The following is a 19,462-nucleotide window of genomic DNA, read 5'->3' on the forward strand; positions in this document are numbered from 1 at the left end:
CGTTCACCTTCACAGCACCATCAATGAAATTAGCTTCCTCTCAAATATAGATATTGCCCATGGTCATATTTGCTCGCTGCATAAAAAACTACTAACTAAATATTTCGTAGTTAGTAGTGAAATGAATACCCCTTTTTACACAGTATCATGATGTCAAATACCGTTCAAATTTTATAATGCTATCTTTTGTACCCACAACGGCGACCCAATCATTTGTTGTCAATTGAAGGTCAGGTGTAATCTCAATAATGGTTTCATTCCCTCTGACAATCGCAATAATATTAAGGCCGAACTTTTTACGAAAGTTCAGTTCAAAAATGGTTTTTCCATGCAGCTTTTCGGTCAACCTGATCTCTGAAATCGAATATTGATTTGAGAGGTCAATATAGTCTAATACCCTTGGCGTTGTCAGTGAATTCGCAAGACGAATAGCGCGTTCCCTCTCCGGATAAACCACCTCCGCTCCTATCTTTTGCAATACCCTTCCGTGCTCTGCACTGATTGCCTTTGCAATGACACGAGGAACACCCAGTTCAATCACATTGAGCGTTGTCAGGATACTGGCTTCAATATGTTCTCCAATACACACAATGACCGTGCCACAATTCTGTATTCCGGCCTCCTCCAACGTTGGTTTATCCAGTTGGTCAATCACAAAGGCTTGCTGTACTTTGTCTTGAATTTGTTTGACTTTGCTCTCGTTGTTATCAAGCACTAATACTTCTTTCCCATTGTCGGAAAGTGTCTTCGCAAGGGCATATCCGAAACGGCCCAGTCCTATAACTCCGAAAGCGATACTCGATTTATAACCCGGCATAATTATTCTCCTATCCTATAGTTACTCTTTCTTCCACGTAAGAAAGGTTGGATGAGGGCTGGTACACCCATATACACGCCATGGTGAGCGGCCCGAGCCGACCGATAAACATGGTCAGGCATAAAAGGATTTTGCTGATGTCTGCCAAATCTGGTGTAATGCCAGTTGACAAACCGACTGTGCCAAATCCCGACACGACTTCAAAGAAAACCTGCATGAAGGTGAACTGCGGCTCAATAATGCAAATCAGAAAAGTCATGACGCATACAACGATCATCGCCAGAATCGTAACGGTAAAAGCCTTCATGATGCTTTCATTTGGGATTTTTCTCCGGAAAGCCGTACAATCCCGCTTGGCGGCAAACGCAAAGAGGCTTTTCAGCAGAGTAAATGCGGTTGTTGTTTTTATACCGCCACCCGTTGAACCCGGCGATGCGCCGATAAACATTAAGATAATCAAAACAAATTGTCCCGCAGAGGTAAATTCTCCAGGTGCGTATGTGCTGAAGCCTGCTGTTCTTGCGGAAGTACTTTGAAAAAAGGCGCCTAACCATGTTACATCGTCCGTAAGTTTCAATAGGACCGTACCAATAGCCAGCAATGATACCGTCATCGTCAGAACGATTTTTGTATTCATGCTCAGGTCTCGCAGAGAACGCTTATATAGTATCTCCCGAATGACATAAAACCCTAAACCACCGAAGATGACCAGTCCGCAGGTCGTCAGGTTCAGCAACACATTGTCTCGATAGGGAATCAGATTCTGATATCCGCCAAGGATATCAAACCCGGAGTTGTTGAAAGCCGCTATGGAATGAAAGGCACTGATTCCTAATGCCGACAAGGGGGGATAGTCCTGTAAAAACACAATATAACTAAGAGCCATTCCAACAACTTCAAAGCATAACGTCACAAGCATAACGGACTTTACCAACTGTACTATGCCTTTAAGAGTATCCAGGTTTAAAGCTTCCTTCACAAGAACGCGCTCTCTGAGCCCAATCTTTTTCCCTGCTACTAAAATGAATGTAACACCGATAGAAGTAATGCCCAGTCCTCCGGTTTGAATCAATAGTGCAACTATAGTTCGTCCAAACACACTGAAGTTATCTGCCGTGTCGACGACAACGAGTCCTGTCACACAAACAGCACTTGTGGAAGTGAACAGCGCGTCTATAGGGTGGATCGTAACGCCAGGGTTCGCAGAAATAGGCAAAAGCAGCAATATCGTTCCAAGCAGGATTACAGAAGCAAATCCCAAAACTAAAAACCTGCCCGGATTTAACCATCTTGTTATCAATAGCATCACACTCCCTCTTCTGTATTATGAATAAAGCTTCTCTTTTCCATCTTATATGGAGCGTTATTAATATACCATTTATGGTATAAGCATTGGCTTAAGGTTTCGACGATGGCATTAATACTGCATTAAGACGTTGGCCATGAAATTGCAAAGGCAGCCGGATACGGCTGCAAAAGCAAGAAAGATTGCAAAAAAATAAACCGCATAAAGCGGTTTTCATTGAAAGAGGATATTACCTTTCTGTCAGTATTTCAAATGGAATAGGCGGGAGTCGAACCCGCGTCCAAAGACCCATTCCCTGTCCTTCTACTATCATAGTCAATTATTTCGGGTTACCCCACATTCCCTCCTACATCAGGAAATTGACACCCCGGTGTATTCAGTAGCTTCATAATACGCCCGCGGGCTCAAAGCTTTGCCCGTGTCGTTTCCTACATAGTCGATGCCCGGTTCTTAATGTATAGGTGCACTAAGTCGGACAGCTGCCATTAGGCAGCGTATGCTAAATTGTCTTCAGCGTTTATATTTATTTTTGCGATTTGACGCATCGCCTGCGGATAGCTTCTCCAGCTGCAAGACCCCTGTCGAAACCTTTACTATCCCTTATTCAGTTATTTGCCGGTGTAACATCATAAGATGTTTCGGTTCTTTAATATTATTATAAAGCAATTTTAAGTAACATTCAATCCAAACAAATTTATTTTATTGTTTTTATTTTTATTTAATCCTATTTCCTTTTAATACTATTTTATTCCAATTTATTCATTAAACTTATTTTAGACAAACTTTTTATCCAGATTATCCCCGCAGCTTTATTTTCATTTCTTTTTCCACTTCTCTTCTTTGGTCCTTTTGGGCGATATCCTGTCTCTTGTCATAGAGCTTCTTACCTTTTGCAAGTCCGATTTCCACCTTCGCCAAGCCATCCTTGAAGTATACCTGAAGGGGAATGAGAGTATAACCCTTTTCGGCAATTTGACCGGTGAGCCTACTGATCTCCTGCTTATGGAGCAACAGCTTCTTCACCCGAAGCGGATCCTTATTGAAAATATTTCCCTTTTCATAGGGACTCACGTGCATTCCATAGGCGAACATCTCCCCGTTCTCAATGCGGATAAAGGCCTCCTTAATGCTGCACTTTCCCATACGCATGGACTTTACTTCCGTGCCATGAAGAACGACCCCCGCCTCGTACTTTTCTTCTATAAAATAATCGTGATATGCTTTTTTATTATTCGCGACCAGCTTCATCGCTTCTTTCGCCATAATCATCATCCTCTACAAAATCCACGGTTCTCGCAAAACGGTCGGTGCCCTCCACGATTATCGCGATCCTCTCTCCCAATTTATACTTCTTGCCAAAGTCTCTTCCTACCATCTCATAATTCACCTCATCGTAATAGAAATAATCTCCCATCAGCGATGAAACGTGTATAAGCCCCTCTACGGTATTGGGAAGCTCCACATAAATACCCCAGCTTGTGATACCGGAAATCACTCCCTCGAAGCGTTCTCCGATATGCTTTTCCATATATTCCGTCTTCTTTAATTTGTCAGTCTCTCTTTCTGCCTCATCCGCACGTCTCTCCATCTTGGAGGAACGATCTGCCACTGCGGGAAGTATCTCGTTATAATGCAGAATACGGTTCTCCTTCAAACGCCCTCTGAGTTGCTCCTTAATAATTCTATGGATCTGCAAGTCCGGATATCTTCGGATAGGAGACGTAAAGTGACAATAATACTGACAGGCCAACCCGAAATGTCCGGTACATTCCACAGAATATTTCGCCTGCTTCATGCTCCGTAAGGTGAGTCTGCTAATCAATGCCTCCTCCGGCGTTCCCTCTATCTTCCCAAGAAGCTTTTGAATTTCTTTAGGATGCACTTCCTCCTTAGAGGTCTTGATTCCATAACCGAAGTTGCTGATGAACACGCTTAACTGCATGATTTTTTCCGGATCCGGGTTATCATGTATCCTATATACGAAGGGTAGCTCCAGCCAGTAAAAATGCTGCGCCACCGTTTCGTTGGCCAGAAGCATAAAATCCTCAATGATTTTCGTCGCAGTATTCCGCTCGTAAGGCTTAATCTCCAAGGGATGCCCCTCTTTATCCAGTATGATCTTCGTCTCCGGGAAATCGAAATCTATGGAACCTCGTTTTTTTCTCTTCGCCCTCAGTATTCCCGCCAACTCCTCCATAAGTTCGAACATGGGAACGAATGCTTCATACTCCCTGCGCTCTGCTTCGTCCTTATCCTCCAGTATCTTTTTTACACTGGTATAGGTCATTCGCCGATCTACACATATTACGGACTCCACAATGCGGTAATCAATTACTTCTCCTTTGGGGCTTACCGTCATCAGGCAGCTCAGCGCCAGTCTGTCTACGCCCTGATTCAATGAGCATATACCGTTGGACAGAACATGAGGCAGCATGGGAATAACGCGATCTACCAAATAAACGCTTGTTCCGCGCTTTAGCGCTTCTCTGTCGAGAGCCGAATTCTCCTGCACATAGTTCGTCACATCTGCGATATGAACGCCTAACAAATAATTCTCTCCCATTCTAGACACGCTGACAGCATCGTCCAAGTCCTTCGCATCTTCTCCGTCTATCGTTACCATCTGCACATTTCTTAAATCTTCTCTGCCCTCTCTGTCGGTATCCAACACCTCTGGAGATACCCTTTGAGCTTGATTTAAAACCTTCTCCTCAAAACCTATGGGCAATTCGAAGTTCTTTACAATAGATAATATATCCACGCCGGGATCGTTGATATGCCCCAGTATTTCTACGACTTTTCCTTCCGGTTTCTTATTCTTCTGCTCGTTGCCGTAATCGGTGATTTCCGCCACCACTTTATGACCATCTACTGCTCCCTTGGAGCGCTCCAACGGAATGAAGATATCCGACGCAAGTTTTATATTGTCCGGTATTACGAAACCGAAATTCTTAGATTTCTGGAAAGTACCGACAATCTGCGTCGTTCCATGACCGAGCACCTTGATGACCTCAGCCTCCTGCCGTTTTCCTCTCTGTCCCGGAAGAAGCCTTGCCTGAACGGTATCCTTGTGAAAAGCATCACCGGTCCTTGTCTCGGGAATGAACAAATCCTCCGTTCTTCCTTCCACCTCCACAAAGCCGAAGCCCTTAGCATTGCTGATAAAGGTTCCCGTCACAATGTTTTCATCAGGTTTTGTATATTTTCCTTTAGAAGTAATGCCTATCTTGCCTTCCGCCAGGAGTTCATCAAGAACTTTGTGAAATTCTGCTCTGTCCTCTTTCGCAACTTGCATGAACGCTGCCATTTCCTTTTCTTTCATGGGAACATACATCTCATCCTGAATCAACTCACATATCAAATTTTTTCTTTTATTATATAATTCCTTTTCCACGATGTTCCTCTCCGATTTCGTCTATGGAAGCCCGCGCATCCGTTTCCTGTAACAGGAGTACTTTACTATTACAAAAAAGCGCCCTTGTATTATGCAAGAGCGCTTTGGTAATCCTTCTTAAAATACATTAAGATTCAAGATTGCTGCCAATAGAATAAAACCGACTGCCAGGTACTTGGTAACTTTGACGAGAGTTCCTTCCATAGAACGTCCCTTATTCTTACCCCAGTACGTCTCCGCCGCACCGCTGATAGCTCCTAAACCTGCTGATTTACCTTCCTGCATCAATACTAATATAACCAAAGCCAAGCATATTATAATAAAAATTATTAACAAAATTGTTCTCAAAATTTCCATTTTTACACCTCCTAGTACACGCAGATTTCAGTTTATCATACACAGGTAATATTTTCAAGCACTTTTAAAATTTTTTGTAATACTCAGCCATCAATACCGGGAAGCTTTAGGCTTTAATCGACTTCCACCTGACACATCTTCATTGTAGTTAACGCCGCTTCATGGCTTTCCACTGTCACACCCGCACAACAGGAGGCATCCACACTGACTTTTGTCTCCGGCAGCCTGGTTTTTAAAAGCAGGGCATTTGTCACCACGCAGATGTCCGTGCACAGCCCTACTAATTCTATCTCTATTTCTTCCTTCCCAGACTCTTCATACAACCTTTCGCAAAGCTCTGAAGAACCGAAAGACGGCTTGTCTATCACGATGGCCTTGGGCATTGCTTCCGCCACTTCCTTGCGTATTTCCCAGCCCTTCGTTCCTGCGATACAATGTTTTACCGGAAGATATCTGCCCTCAGAGGTCTCCAGGTAGTTTTCTTCATGAGTATCTCTCGTCGCATAAATACAGTCTGTCGGATAATCATGAATCTTAGCGATCACATTCTCTATAATCGCCTGAGCCTCCCTTGTCCCCAGCGTTCCGTCTATAAAATCATTCTGCATATCGATTACCACTAATATTTTTTTCATCTTCCCTCGTCCGCTCCTATATCCCCATTTAATATCCGGCTTGTATCCGATTTGCATTATAACATTTATTGCCGGCAAATTCCATAATAATTTCATATAAACCGCCAACTCCTGAGCTCATCTTATTATATGGAGATACAAAAGCATCAAATTTTATTAAAGGGTTCTTTATATGCAGCTACGTTTCCTAACTCCTCTTCGATGCGAAGAAGCTGATTGTACTTCGCCACTCTGTCTGAACGGCAGGGTGCTCCGGTCTTGATCTGCCCTGCATTCACCGCTACCGCAAGATCCGCGATAAAGGTGTCTTCCGTCTCGCCGGAGCGATGGGATATCACTGCGCGGTAGGCATTTTTATGGGCCATCTCGATAGCCTCCAAAGCCTCCGATACTGTACCGATCTGGTTTACTTTTACCAAAATGGCATTAGCCACTTCCAGTTTAATTCCGGCATCCAGTCTCTTCGTATTCGTTACGAACAGGTCGTCTCCTACCAACTGAATATTATCTCCCAGGCGCTTTGTCAGCTCCTTCCATCCATCCCAGTCATCCTCCGCAAGTCCGTCCTCGATGGATATAATCGGAAATTTTTCTATCAGCTCTTCATAATAAGAAATCATCTCGGAAGTATCTCTTACTACCTCGCTGCCAAGCAGCTTGCTTTCACCCGGAAAATGATACATTCCCGTCTTCTCGTTATAGAGTTCACTGCTGGCTACGTCCAGCGCTATTTTAATATCTTGCCCGGGAACATATTTGCTCACTTCAATCGCTTCCACAATCAGTTCAAGAACTGCCTTTGCATCCGGAAGATCCGGCGCGAAGCCTCCTTCATCTCCCACTCCGGTGGAAAGCCCTTTGTGTTCCAGTATCTTTTTTAAGTTATGATAGATTTCCGCACAGATGCGAAGTCCGTCCGCAAAGTTCTCCGCCTGAACAGGCATAATCATAAACTCCTGGAAGTCCACCGTATTTGCCGCATGTTTGCCGCCGTTTAAAATGTTCATCATAGGCACCGGAAGAAGTCTCGTATGCCCGCCTCCGAGGTAACGATATAAAGGCATTTCCAGAGCCTCCGCCGCAGCCCGCGCGCAGGCCATGGATACGCCCAATGTGGCGTTAGCGCCCAGATTCTCTTTGTTGTCCGTCCCATCTGTTTCTATTAATATACGGTCAATAAGGCCCTGATCCATGACATTTTGTCCTATCAGAGCCTCTTTTAGCTTTGTATTGATGTTCTTTACCGCCTTGCGCACACCCAGTCCGAAATATCTGGTCTCTCCGTCTCTTAACTCCACCGCCTCGAAACGTCCGGTGCTGGCTCCCGAGGGAACAGCGGCGCGACCTACTATGCTTCCTTCTACGGTCACTTCCGCCTCCACTGTGGGATTTCCTCTGGAATCCAAAATTTCTCTTCCATGTACATCGGTAATTCTTAAATATAAATTCATGATAGCAGACTCTCCTTTTTATAAGCAATTTTGATAACCATGTCTTTATATTTATTTCCCAATGTTAGAAAATCATTCCTATGAGTATTTTTTATTCATTATATATTTTATGCTTTATCATGCCGCATCCGTTAAAGTACACGAATGTGCCGTCTGTCCTTCACTCATAGGAGGTGTCCTTCTTCAACCATTCAGGAACCTTTTCTGCGTTGAAATAAAAGCCGTTGTCCCCGCGGTAATAACCGGAGCTCGTCGCTCCGCTTTTGAGCTGTACAATCACATAATAATCATTGGATATTCTGCTATTAAAGCTATAGTCAAAGCTTGCCGGATGAAGCGCCGGTGCCAGCTCGTCAATCTGCTCCTGCTCGGAATACGTCTTGGTAACCGACCAATCCTCTCCTCCATTATTCGAACTTTTATCATACATTTCGTTATGGTAATTCGTAACCGTAAGGCTGGCGATATCCTCCGGCTTTAAAGTCATTTTTTCATACAATCCCTTCTCACTCAGATAACCGATGATATTCGTATAAGACGGATAGATATCATATAAGAAATAAGAAATACCGTAACTATTCGTTTTAACACTAAATGTCAACTGGCCGCAGGCAAACTCATTTTTCAGTGTGGAGTAATTGGAATTATTCAGGTCCTTTATATAGAGCTGCCTGATAGTATCCGTTTCCTCAGGTGAAAGGTTCTCCACGTTAATTCCTGTATTATAAGTAATCTGGAAAGAGTCCTTCTCTTTTATTTTATCGAAAATAGAATCGTCATAAATCTGATAAGCCGCTTTTTTGAACTGAGAATTACCGATTACCCTATTTAAAACATCCTCTTCCTTGGCACTTACCGCGAACTCCCTCCATACAGTCTTTCCGCCCTTCATCTGGTAGGCCACCTCAAGCCAAATATAGGAGCCTTCGTCCTTCATATCTTCTCTATGCAGCTTCTTCTCTGACAGCTCACTGATAGTAGCAATATCCGTCAGGCCCTGCTCATTTAAATAATGCTCCATACTGGAAATACCTTCAAGATTATTATTCAAATAAGACTGCCTGTATGCTATAGACGAAATCATAATGTCTGCCTCTTCCAGCTTATTCGGGTCTGGTACCCATGCATCAAAGCCGATAAGATCGAACTGGAAGATGCAATAAATCGCCGCAGTACACACACCTGTGATTAATATCTGATATTTTTTCCTTAAAGCTGCACGGATATCAAATTCATAAACAACTTCGATTGCACAGCAGCTTATAATCGCCGCTGCCGTCATAACGAACAGTAGAAGTACCGTACAGTTTTGCCCTTCGTATCCCGTACCTACCGTTTCCAATACGATCAGGCCCGCAAACAGCGTAACGGGGACCGTAAGGAAAATCTTCACAATACCCTTCGACATAGGAAATGCCATAGTCTTTCCGGCCGCCTCAGAAGGACGCTTTCTATAACAAAAGTAAGCGATGAGTCCAAAAAATACAGCCGCCAGCAGGCATTGCATTATAGGAAACACCGTCGAGGCAAAGGACAGCCCTGCACCGCCGATATACGTATATATCGCATCCACCGCATTTTGATGATACCCAAGCGGTGAAGTAAATGCCTTAATGGTACCAATATAACTATAGGAATTGTAAGAAAAGTATTCAAAAAATTCACTTTGGTATTCAGACACCAATAGCCTTACCGCCACTTCATAAAGAAGAAAAATTGCTGTACCAAACAAGGTCATAATAATGCTGCCCGTCATCATAACCGCTATAATAGTAAGCCCATACGTACCCAAAAATAATATAAGATTCATAAATAGGGAAATCACCGCCGCCCTTGCATTCGCAAAGTTCATGCCGCCGTTCGCTCCCGCCACCGCCACCGCAAGCAGAAGATTCAAAAGATAAGGGATAAAAAATATCAGCACTCCGTTGATGTATATGATTGCAAATCTGCGTCCCTTGGATACCGGCACACTATGATATAAATCCACTTTTTTTCTGCTGTATAGGTAAGAAAATCCCTGAATAGCGCATATCACTGCGAATATGCTCACGAATAAAACGACCACGCCATCCGCCCTAAGCCAATCGCCTGCCGCCTCTGCCAGTCTGTTTCTGGCAGCTGTTCCCGTCAGTTTATCTATAATGTTGTGCCCTTTTTTCCGGCTCATAATCATCTGCATAGCAACCGGATAGTAAAAGAACCAAAACAACACGGATGTAACCCACACCCACGCGCGCCTTTTATTGTTTTCCACCATACTAGCTAAGAATGAGTTTTTTGATATCATAACCTACCACCTCCGTCTCGCTGATAAATATCTCCTCTAAGGAAAGAGGAAGCGCCTCAAAAAATATCGTATCCACAGTAGAAAAGTGAGAAATGATTTCCTCTCTGTTTCCTCTTACCGTAAGCGTATACAAAGAGCCTCGCTTTTCTTCCTTCATAATCTGAAGGCCTTCCAGCCCTTTCCGCTCCGCTCCTTCATCCTTAAATACACATTGGACCTTCTGGATGTTGCATTTCATGTCCTCCAAATCCTTGGATAAAAGCACACCTCCCTTATGCAAAAGTCCCACGTGGTCGCAAATGTCCTCAAGCTCCCTTAAATTGTGGGAAGCAATGACGGGAGTAAGTCCTCTGCTCTCCATCTCCTTCGCGAAAATACTCTTTATTCCCTGCCGCATTACCGGGTCCAGGCCGTCGAAGGTCTCGTCACATAACAGGTATTTCGACCGGGAACAGATACCGCATAGCAGAGCGAGCTGCTTTTTCATTCCCTTAGAAAAAGTGTTTATCTTCCTTTTCTTGTCAAGTCCGAAGTTCTCCATATATGTATAAAAATCACTTCCATTAAATTCTTTATATATAGTAGAAAAATATTTTTCCATATCCATCGCATTGGAATTAGCAAAGAAATATGGTTCGTCCGCGATAAAAAATACTCTTTCCTTGGCTCCTATATTATCGTATACCGACATACCGTCCACCGAAATCGTTCCCTTATCCGCTTTCAAAACTCCTGCAATCATTCGCAGTACCGTACTTTTTCCCGCCCCATTGGTTCCTATCAGGCCGAATACAGTATCTTCCTTCATCGTCACGCTGACATCATCCACTGCCAGAATGTCTTCGAAGGCTTTGCTGACACTATTTATTTCAATCATCTTCTCCTCCTGTCTGCCCGTCAGGCTCTCACTCTTTTATTTCACGAAGGCCGTCTATAAAGTCGGCTTTCGTCATGCCGAGCTCCTTGCCCTCCTTGTATAAAATAAACATCCTCATTTTCAGTTCTTCTCTTCTCTCGTCGAGAAGATTCTCATTCTCCGCTACAAAGTTACCTCTGCCCTTTATCGTGTAAATATATCCCTGCCGCTCCAGCTCCATATAGGCTTTTTGTATCGTATTGGGATTGATTGCGAGTTCCACCGCAAGGCTTCTGACAGAGGGCATCTGCTCATCCTTCTGCAGGATTCCTTTTAAAATCAACAGCTTGAACTTCTCCACTATCTGTTCATATATAGGTCTGGCATCCTTGTAATCCAGGATTATCATATATCCACCTTCCTTCTGCTGCATCCACTGTTTCTTTGCTTCTCAGTGTTTCAACTGTACTATCACTACTAATACACATGATATACAATTATTTACATGTTGTCAAGAGAACTATGCATTTCACAAGAACAAAGCTGTGTTTTGGGCATATTGACTCTAATATTTTTAAAAAGGGCCCTTTGACACCCTAATCCTATTACATAAAAAGCCCCGGGAGGCTCATTTTTCGAACTTCCCAGGGCTTTCACATACTTCGTTATTTAGAAACTGATCTTTAATAATATTTTATATAAATCTGCAAAGAATAATCGGAATGAAGATCGCGGGCACATAGTTCATCACTCTCAGCTTCGTGATCCCAATAATATTCAGACCCAGTCCGATCATAACTACGGAACCCACGCAGGTCATCTCAGCAATTACCATATCCGTCAGATAAGGAGATATCCACTGGGCGAGCAGGGTAATGGACCCCTGATAAAGAAAGACCAGCCCGGCGGAAAAGGCAACGCCTATTCCCAACGTAGAGGAAAATACTACTGCTACGATAAAATCGAGAATGGATTTTCCAAAAAGCATCTCGTGATGACCCATGAGTCCGCTCTGCAAAGAGCCGACAATCGCCATCGCTCCCACACAGAAAAGCAAGCTGGCTGTCACAAAGCCTTCCGCAATCGATACCTTTCCATCCTGACTCTTCTTTACTCTTCCTTCCACCCATAAGCCAAGCCGGCCAACCTTATCCTCCAAGTCGATTCCTTCCCCGATTAAAGTTCCAATTACCATGGACAGAATAAGAATCAAGGAATTCTCTCCTTGCAGAGAGCCGCTGATGCCGAGAAACATAGTACACAGCCCGACCCCCTTCATTAAGGTATCCGCCATTCTCTCAGGCAGTCCCTTCTTTAACGCTATACCGATTATTGCGCCGGCTACGATGGCCGCAGCATTTACTATCGTTCCTAACATCTTGCCGCTCTTTTCCGGTTGTATTATCCTTTTTTAATTTCCATTCGTTGTCAATGACCTTATTTTTTTAACAGCAAGGACTTCCCGGTCATTTCCTGAGGCTGCTTCATTCCCATCATCTCGATCATCGTCGGGATGATGTCAGCAAGACATCCGCCCTCTCTCAATGTATAAGCCTCGTCATAGTTTACGAGAATGAAAGGTACCGGATTAATGGTGTGTGCGGTAAACGGCTCTCCTGTCACATAGTCCACAAGCTGTTCCGCATTGCCGTGGTCAGCACAGATAAACATGGCTCCGCCCACTTCCTTTATCGCGTCTACTGCCTTGCCTACGCATTCATCCACTGCCTCTATGGCCTTTATAGCCGCAGACTCCACGCCCGTATGTCCTACCATATCAGGGTTGGCAAAATTGATAACAATCACATCGTATTTGTCAGATTTGATCGCACCTACCAGTTTATCGCATACCTCATACGCACTCATCTGAGGCTTCAAATCGTAGGTGGCTACATCTTTAGGAGAATTTACAAGAATTCTGTCCTCTCCTTCGTTGGGTGTCTCCACACCGCCGTTAAAGAAAAAGGTAACGTGAGCATATTTCTCTGTCTCCGCAATTCTCGCCTGCGTCATATGGTTTGCCGCAAGCCACTCTCCGAAGGTGTTCGTTACTGCAATTTTATGGAAAGCTACTTCTTTATTAGGTATCGTCGGGTCATAATCGGAAAAGCATACAAAGGTGGTATCCACCCTCGCGCCTCTGTCAAATGCCGTAAATTCGTCATCGCAGAAGCATCTCGTAATCTCTCTGGCACGGTCCGGTCTGAAGTTGAAGAATATCACTGAATCCTTATCCTTAATGACAGCTACCGGAGCACCGTTCTTTACAACAACCGTAGGTTTTACGAACTCATCCGTCTCTCTTCTGTCATAGGATTCCTGAATAGCCGCAGGACCACCTGCTGACGTTAAACCTTCCCCCTTTGTAAGCACATCGTATGCCAGCTTCACTCTGTCGTAGTTATTATCTCTGTCCATTGCATAGTAACGCCCCGATACGGAAGCGACCTCGCCTACGCCAATTTCTTTCATCTTCTCTTCTAACTGCTCTACAAAGTTCTTACCGCTTTCCGGAGGCGTATCTCTTCCGTCCAGGAAGCAATGTACGTATACCTTGGACAGCCCGTTTCTCTTGGCAAGCTCAAGGATTCCGTAAATATGTGTATTATGGCTGTGCACTCCGCCGTCGGAAACGAGACCGAACATGTGAAGAGCAGAATCATTGTCCTTACAATTCTTTATCGCTTTCAAAAGGGCAGGATTCTCAAAGAAAATTCCTTCCTGGATTTCTTTCGTGATTCTGGTAAGTTCCTGATATACGATACGTCCTGCTCCCATATTGAGGTGCCCTACCTCGGAGTTACCCATCTGTCCCTCCGGAAGTCCTACTGCCATACCGCTGGCATAGCCCTTTACAAAGGGATATTCCTTCATCAGCTTATCCATAACTGGTGTATTCGCTTCCGCTACGGCGTTTCCATCTGTTCTCTCATTCAATCCGTAGCCGTCTAAAATCATCAAAACTGTTGGTTTTTTACTCATTTTTCATTCTCCTTTTCTTAAATTGCGAAAGCAATTTCATAATATTATAAATTACCCGTGTATAAATCGTTACTTTCGCAATTCATTATCTTTGTATTCTGTTCCTCTTGCAGTTTATAACATTTATGGCTTTTTGCCTTTATAGATTGTAATTGTAAAGCTAATAGAATTGCCTTAAAATCTATCATAATTTTTTATACATAGCATATATATTATGAATGCATCTATTTATGTTCAATCCGTCTGCAATTATACATGTTTTTCCCGCGATTGTAAATAAGGAATGGGCTAATTCACGAAGTGCATACACTGATATCGCCACAAAGTATTTGTCATTTATAGGAAAAAGAGATAAAATAAATACTATTAGTCCATCATTTTTCAGGAGAAGGTTTATGGTATCATTACTTGCAAAAATATTCATTAAGGATAGAGAGAATACTTCGTCTCCCCGGGTTCGTCAGGCATACGGCATCCTGTGCGGCACGGTAGGAATCGTTCTTAATATACTGCTTTTTATGGGCAAATTCCTCGCAGGAATCATCAGTAATTCCATTGCGGTAACGGCGGATGCCTTCAACAATTTATCCGATGCAGGGTCTTCTTTGATTACCCTCATCGGTTTTAAAATGGCGGGACAAAAGCCGGACCCTAACCACCCGTTCGGTCATGGACGCATTGAATATTTGTCCGGACTTCTCGTTTCCATTGCCATTTTGATCATGGCCTTTGAACTTGCCCGTTCCTCTATTGATAAAATTTTTCATCCGCAGGCGGTGGAATTCAGTCTGATTACTGTAATCATTCTGATCGTCTCCATCGGCGTGAAGCTCTATATGTCTTTTTATAACAAAAGTATAAGCAAGAAAATAGACAGTACAGCCATGAGCGCTACTGCCATGGACAGCTTAAGCGATACCATGGCTACCACAGTGGTTCTTATCGCTTCTTTGGTTGGCAAATTTACCGGTCTTAAAATCGACGGATACTGCGGCGTCATAGTCGCCCTTTTCATCCTCTATGCGGGCTATTGTGCGGCGAAGGAGACCGTCAGTCCTCTATTGGGTCAGCCCCCGCACCCGGATTTCGTAAAAAATGTGGAAACAATCGTCATGAGCTATGAACATATTCTCGGCATTCATGATATGATCGTACATGATTACGGTCCCGGCCGAGTCATGCTCTCTCTGCATGCGGAGGTCCCTGCAGACGGTGATATCCTTATGCTCCACGATACGATCGATAATATCGAGCATAGGCTGCACGACGAGCTGCACTGTGAAGCAGTCATACATATGGACCCTGTCGTCACGGAAGATGAACAGACCAACGCCTTAAAAAGCCGCATTTCAGAAATAATTGCTACGGCCTATCCGGAAGTTTGTTTTCATGATTTTCGGGTAGTAAAAGGCCCAACCCACACAAATATTATTTTCGATATCGTTGTTCCCTTTCATTATAAGAAGAGCGATGAAGAAATCACCAATTATATCAGCGAGCAAATCCGCCTCATCGACGAGACATATATTGCAGTGATGCAGGTCGATAAAGCTTACAGCTCAAATGCCCTATAGCAGATCATAAACAGCGGGCAGCGCACTTCACTATAACAAATTAAATGAGGATGTTCTCAAGCTATGAATCTCAAACTCATAGCAAGGGGCATCCTCATTCTCTCTTATCTGCTCCAAATAAATGTACCATCGATTGACAAAGGCTTATACCACCGTGTGTACTCTTGTCAATCGTTGGCTGCCTTCATAAACTTCCTCGATCTTGCACTCCTTAATTTCCATCCCACTCTGTCCGAAATAGAATTTCAAAAAGTATGTGCTGCAAAAAGCAGGTTCCAAATCGAGCACTTCCGTTCTCCATTCACTATCCTTACCGGTCAGTGTAATCGTCTTTAATAACTGTTTATCCCGAAAAATAGAAAGAGGTATCTGGGAGAGTTCTCCTGCCGATGGAACTCTGCAAGAGAAAGAAAGTCTGGACGCGTCCCCTTCCGCCAGAACCACCTGCAGCAATGTGCTCTTTCCCTTTTGGGTATCAATCCACTCCGACGGAATTTCAGCTTCCTTCTCCACCGTAAGAATCCTCATGTCGAGCTGTTCCTTTTCATCCTCCTCTATGCATTCCTTCAGCTGCTTATCCAATTCCGTCTCTATTCCCCTGCTTCGCAAAAAAGCAGGCATATGCATGAGCGCACCGCATATATTTATAGCACTTCTCTGGAACTCCGCTCTCGTCGTTTTTCCATTTAAGATACCTTCCATAGAATTATCCTGCAGTGCATTTTTCTCTGAATTCGTCGTTACCATGAACAAATCGTTCTGGCAGCGTACCATTGCCGAAGTATTTTTCGCGTCTGCCGGCCCGCCGGGTTCATTTCCTTTCGCCCACCAGTCAGTCATGACGATTCCCTGAAATCTCCATTCTCCGCGCAGAATAGTCGTCAAAAGGTCGTAATTGGTGGCCGTCCAGAAGCCGTTTACCGGGCCATAGGTACTCATGATACTGTAGGCACCGCCTTCCTTTACCGCAATTTCGAAGCCCTTTAGATATATCTCTCTTAAAGCTCTTTCCGAAACTATCGCTTCTGCTTCATTCCGGCTATGCTCCTGATTATTGCATGCAAAATGCTTTATCGTTCCCGTTACTCCGTATTTGTCCATGCCCTTTAGCTGAGCAGCTGCCATTTTCCCTGTTACCAGAGGGTCCTCCGAAAAATATTCGAAGTTTCGCCCGTTCAAAGGGTTCCTATGGATGTTCATTCCCGGGCCGAGTAAAGTGTCGATATTATTCTTGCGAAGCTCCAAGCCCTCAAACTCATATAGTTCCTTCAGCAGTTCTTCGTTAAAGGAGCATGCGAGACAAGTACCGTTTGGCATAGCGAAAGCATATATTCCGCTATCCAGGCGTATTCCGCTGGGGCCGTCCGCACAACATCCCAACGGGATGCCGAAAGCTGCCAGGCGTTCTGTGACACCGCCAAAAGCTCCCGCTGTACCCGATGTTACCTTAGGGGAACACATTCCCTCTCCCCTCACAATACAGCACAAATCTTCATCCGAAAGCTGTGCGATAAAATCCTCCATCGAAGCCCTTCCTTCGGAAACATCTTCCAATTTTAATCCTTTATCACCTGTATAAGCGATTTCCCCCGGGAGGTTTCCGCCTCTTCTTTTCATAGGATCCATAGTACCTGTAGGCGCCTTTTCATACGTCACAGAAAGCTGTCCGTTTTCTTCTGCTGCGGGCTTCATTCTCCGGTATGATACAGAAGGCGCCATCGCCTCCTTCAGGGCTTCTATCACGATGAGCTCCGCTACATCGATACTTCCTGCGTATTCCGCCTGCCTTACATCTCCGCCTATATAAATACTATAACTTCCTGCCTCCAATACATAGCTGTATCTATGTCCCGTGGCTCCACTGTCATCATAGGAGGAAAACAAATATTTAGGACAGGAAATTTTGACTACAACGCTTTCCTCCGGGCTTAGACTCTGAGTTTTGGTAAATCCGCACAATACCCTGGACGGCTTTCCAAGTCTGCCCTGGGGCGCCTCACAATACACTTGAACAACTTCTTTTCCCGTATATTTTCCGGTATTCGTAACCTCCACCAGAACATCGACCCGATCCTTCGTCTCCTCCAGTTTCTTAAGCTTTCTTTCAAAGGAGGTATAGGACATACCGAACCCGAAGGGATAAAGCACCTTTTCTTTCGCGAAGGTTTCGAAGTACCGGTATCCTACATAAATGTCCTCCGCATAAAAATTGAGCTTATCATCTCCATAATTGACGGTAGACGGATAATCCTCGATATTTCTTGCAATCGTGTCCGTAAGCCTGCCGGAAGGCGTTACCTTACCGCTAAGAACGTCTGCGATTCCGCTTCCCCCCTCTTGTCCTCCCTGCCATACATACAGCACCGATGAAGGATTGCTTTCCTCTACCCATTTCATATCGATGATATTTCCTACGTTCAATAAGACAATAGTGTGTTTGAATACTCTGCACACGTCGCTTATCATATTTAATTCCGTCTTTGTAAGAAGATAGCTTCCTTCCTCTGCCTTGTTATCCTGATCTTCTCCCGCCGTGCGCCCGATTACGACGATAGCTGCGTCCGAATCCTCACTGGCTGCTTCCACGAAACCGGGCTTAAAAGGCATCTCTTCCTGAAACCATGGTTCCTTCGCCCAACCATCGCCCACCTCAAAGGGATGCTCCTCAATCCAGCTCTCATAAACCTCTTTTACCCTCGGATTTACCACAAAGCATTTTTCTGCCTCCAGCGCCTCCAATATTCCGGTGACATATCTCGTATTTACCATTCCTCCTGAGCCCGTTCCGCTTTTGTAATAGTGAAACTGTGACCTTCCGAAGATTGCAACTTTCATCCCCTTTGAAAGCGGGAGCAGATGGTCGTCATTTTTAAGCATTACGATTCCTTCGGCCGCTGCTTCTCTGGCCTTCGCTGCATATTCATTCAAGTCAAATATCTTGCCGTTCATTTTATTACCTCTTTCTTTATGCTATCAAATAGTCTTGGGCAAAGCGTTATACCATCTCCGCTTCGCTAAAATACATCGACTTCATTTTTCTATCTCATAGTACCATAGCCTCATTCGATGTACTATCTTCTATTATGACTTATTTTTAGGCCGATATTGACTTTTATAACATTATTATTCAAGGTAATAACTATATTTATAGGTCATTATTTACCAATTTCTAAAGATGCATCCTTCAGCCGGCAGTAAAGGTTCTCGTCTCCCTCCTCCGTATAGGTCTCAAAAATTCCGGTTACCGTCACGTCAGCCTCATCCTCCGGGTATTCCTCAGGGTAAGCATGACTTCCATCCTCCCAGATAAATTCTAATCCCTGCGCACAGCACGCAGTCGCATCCTGTATGATTACATAATGGTAGTACTTAGCGGTAGGCTCATAGTATGTAGCATAATATGTCCCCTCCATCTTTATTGTTTTGCCTACATATTCTTCAGGATTTATCATCAGCTGGTATACGGTGGCATATACCATATCGCTTCCCATGGCGGTCAGATCATAGTCAATGTTCTCTTGATCATTTGCTGGTTCCTGCGTCAGTTCTTCCGTATCTTTTTCCTGACTGCTCTCCTGCTGTTCCGTGTCCTTTGTTACATCTTTTGCCGCATCCGCTGTTTCTTCCGTTTGCCTGCTCTGTTCCGCCTCCGGAACATCATCCACAGCACTTACCTGCTCCTCAAGCACTTTATCGACATTATTTTTTCCGCCTGATAATTTATCTGTATTCCCCGAGCATCCACTCAAGCAAATCAGTGTGCCCATTACTAAAATCAAATATTTTCTGAATCTCATTTT

Annotated in this window: 15 protein-coding genes and 1 other RNA gene; 1 reads left to right on the forward strand and 15 read right to left on the reverse strand. The window is 44.1% G+C overall.

What is annotated here, in order from left to right; all coding sequences use genetic code 11:
* Positions 1–145: 145 nt before the first annotated feature.
* The 13 genes from V6984_RS13210 to gpmI form a co-directional block, all read right to left on the reverse strand.
* A complete protein-coding gene (locus V6984_RS13210; protein ID WP_342756090.1) occupies positions 146–817 on the reverse strand; it encodes a potassium channel family protein in 672 nt (223 codons plus the stop codon).
* A 10-nt stretch (positions 818–827) separates the two neighbouring features.
* Positions 828–2,123, reverse strand: coding sequence for a TrkH family potassium uptake protein (locus tag V6984_RS13215; protein WP_342756091.1), 1,296 nt, complete (start codon positions 2,121–2,123; stop codon positions 828–830).
* Positions 2,124–2,373: 250 nt separating this feature from the next.
* Positions 2,374–2,723: a transfer-messenger RNA gene (ssrA, locus tag V6984_RS13220) on the reverse strand.
* 195 nt (positions 2,724–2,918) lie between these two features.
* Positions 2,919–3,386, reverse strand: a complete 468-nt coding sequence (gene smpB, locus V6984_RS13225) for an SsrA-binding protein SmpB (RefSeq protein WP_342756092.1) — start codon at positions 3,384–3,386, stop codon at positions 2,919–2,921.
* Positions 3,352–5,457: a ribonuclease R gene (gene rnr, locus V6984_RS13230; RefSeq protein ID WP_425324259.1), complete on the reverse strand. Its 2,106-nt coding sequence runs from the start codon at positions 5,455–5,457 to the stop codon at positions 3,352–3,354. Before rnr ends, smpB begins: the two co-directional genes overlap by 35 nt.
* Before the next feature lie 177 nt (positions 5,458–5,634).
* A complete protein-coding gene (gene secG, locus V6984_RS13235) occupies positions 5,635–5,874 on the reverse strand; it encodes a preprotein translocase subunit SecG (protein ID WP_342756094.1) in 240 nt (79 codons plus the stop codon).
* A gap of 113 nt (positions 5,875–5,987) precedes the next feature.
* Positions 5,988–6,509, reverse strand: coding sequence for an isochorismatase family cysteine hydrolase (locus V6984_RS13240; RefSeq protein WP_342760005.1), 522 nt, complete (start codon positions 6,507–6,509; stop codon positions 5,988–5,990).
* A gap of 146 nt (positions 6,510–6,655) precedes the next feature.
* Positions 6,656–7,960 carry a phosphopyruvate hydratase gene (gene eno / locus V6984_RS13245; protein WP_342756095.1) on the reverse strand — a complete coding sequence of 435 codons (1,305 nt, stop codon included), beginning with the start codon at positions 7,958–7,960 and terminating at the stop codon, positions 6,656–6,658.
* Positions 7,961–8,120: 160 nt separating this feature from the next.
* Complete coding sequence (locus tag V6984_RS13250) at positions 8,121–10,250, reverse strand: hypothetical protein (RefSeq protein ID WP_342756096.1); 2,130 nt, start codon at positions 10,248–10,250, stop codon at positions 8,121–8,123.
* Positions 10,222–11,127, reverse strand: coding sequence for an ABC transporter ATP-binding protein (locus V6984_RS13255; RefSeq protein ID WP_342756097.1), 906 nt, complete (start codon positions 11,125–11,127; stop codon positions 10,222–10,224). Before V6984_RS13255 ends, V6984_RS13250 begins: the two co-directional genes overlap by 29 nt.
* A 28-nt stretch (positions 11,128–11,155) precedes the next feature.
* Positions 11,156–11,539 carry a GntR family transcriptional regulator gene (locus tag V6984_RS13260; RefSeq protein WP_342756098.1) on the reverse strand — a complete coding sequence of 128 codons (384 nt, stop codon included), beginning with the start codon at positions 11,537–11,539 and terminating at the stop codon, positions 11,156–11,158.
* A gap of 261 nt (positions 11,540–11,800) precedes the next feature.
* Positions 11,801–12,484 (reverse strand): DUF554 domain-containing protein, encoded by a 684-nt coding sequence (locus V6984_RS13265; RefSeq protein WP_342756099.1) that lies wholly within the window; start codon positions 12,482–12,484, stop codon positions 11,801–11,803.
* Positions 12,485–12,543: 59 nt separating this feature from the next.
* Positions 12,544–14,088, reverse strand: coding sequence for a 2,3-bisphosphoglycerate-independent phosphoglycerate mutase (gene gpmI / locus V6984_RS13270; RefSeq protein ID WP_342756100.1), 1,545 nt, complete (start codon positions 14,086–14,088; stop codon positions 12,544–12,546).
* Between the two features lie 395 nt (positions 14,089–14,483).
* Here gpmI and V6984_RS13275 point away from each other — a divergent pair, with 395 nt between their 5' ends.
* Positions 14,484–15,662, forward strand: coding sequence for a cation diffusion facilitator family transporter (locus V6984_RS13275; protein WP_342756101.1), 1,179 nt, complete (start codon positions 14,484–14,486; stop codon positions 15,660–15,662).
* A gap of 144 nt (positions 15,663–15,806) precedes the next feature.
* Here the strand turns inward: V6984_RS13275 and V6984_RS13280 are convergent, their stop codons facing one another.
* On the reverse strand, positions 15,807–18,611 hold the full coding sequence (locus tag V6984_RS13280; protein WP_342756102.1) for a glycoside hydrolase family 3 protein: 2,805 nt from the start codon (positions 18,609–18,611) through the stop codon (positions 15,807–15,809).
* Between the two features lie 206 nt (positions 18,612–18,817).
* Positions 18,818–19,459, reverse strand: coding sequence for a hypothetical protein (locus V6984_RS13285; protein ID WP_342756103.1), 642 nt, complete (start codon positions 19,457–19,459; stop codon positions 18,818–18,820).
* Between the last annotated feature and the right edge of the window lie 3 nt (positions 19,460–19,462).

It is taken from the genome of Kineothrix sp. IPX-CK, from assembly GCF_039134705.1.
GTDB lineage: Bacteria > Bacillota > Clostridia > Lachnospirales > Lachnospiraceae > Kineothrix > Kineothrix sedimenti.

Coding starts and splice junctions, on each gene's coding strand:
- secG (WP_342756094.1), bottom strand. CDS start 5,874: ATGGAAATTTTGAGAACAATTTTGTTAATAATTTTTATTATAATATGC.
- V6984_RS13250 (WP_342756096.1), bottom strand. CDS start 10,250: ATGATATCAAAAAACTCATTCTTAGCTAGTATGGTGGAAAACAATAAA.
- V6984_RS13260 (WP_342756098.1), bottom strand. CDS start 11,539: ATGCAGCAGAAGGAAGGTGGATATATGATAATCCTGGATTACAAGGAT.
- V6984_RS13215 (WP_342756091.1), bottom strand. CDS start 2,123: ATGCTATTGATAACAAGATGGTTAAATCCGGGCAGGTTTTTAGTTTTG.
- V6984_RS13285 (WP_342756103.1), bottom strand. CDS start 19,459: ATGAGATTCAGAAAATATTTGATTTTAGTAATGGGCACACTGATTTGC.
- smpB (WP_342756092.1), bottom strand. CDS start 3,386: ATGGCGAAAGAAGCGATGAAGCTGGTCGCGAATAATAAAAAAGCATAT.
- V6984_RS13210 (WP_342756090.1), bottom strand. CDS start 817: ATGCCGGGTTATAAATCGAGTATCGCTTTCGGAGTTATAGGACTGGGC.
- V6984_RS13240 (WP_342760005.1), bottom strand. CDS start 6,509: ATGAAAAAAATATTAGTGGTAATCGATATGCAGAATGATTTTATAGAC.
- V6984_RS13275 (WP_342756101.1), top strand. CDS start 14,484: ATGGTATCATTACTTGCAAAAATATTCATTAAGGATAGAGAGAATACT.
- rnr (WP_425324259.1), bottom strand. CDS start 5,457: ATGTATGTTCCCATGAAAGAAAAGGAAATGGCAGCGTTCATGCAAGTT.
- V6984_RS13255 (WP_342756097.1), bottom strand. CDS start 11,127: ATGATTGAAATAAATAGTGTCAGCAAAGCCTTCGAAGACATTCTGGCA.
- eno (WP_342756095.1), bottom strand. CDS start 7,960: ATGAATTTATATTTAAGAATTACCGATGTACATGGAAGAGAAATTTTG.
- gpmI (WP_342756100.1), bottom strand. CDS start 14,088: ATGAGTAAAAAACCAACAGTTTTGATGATTTTAGACGGCTACGGATTG.
- V6984_RS13280 (WP_342756102.1), bottom strand. CDS start 18,611: ATGAACGGCAAGATATTTGACTTGAATGAATATGCAGCGAAGGCCAGA.
- V6984_RS13265 (WP_342756099.1), bottom strand. CDS start 12,484: ATGTTAGGAACGATAGTAAATGCTGCGGCCATCGTAGCCGGCGCAATA.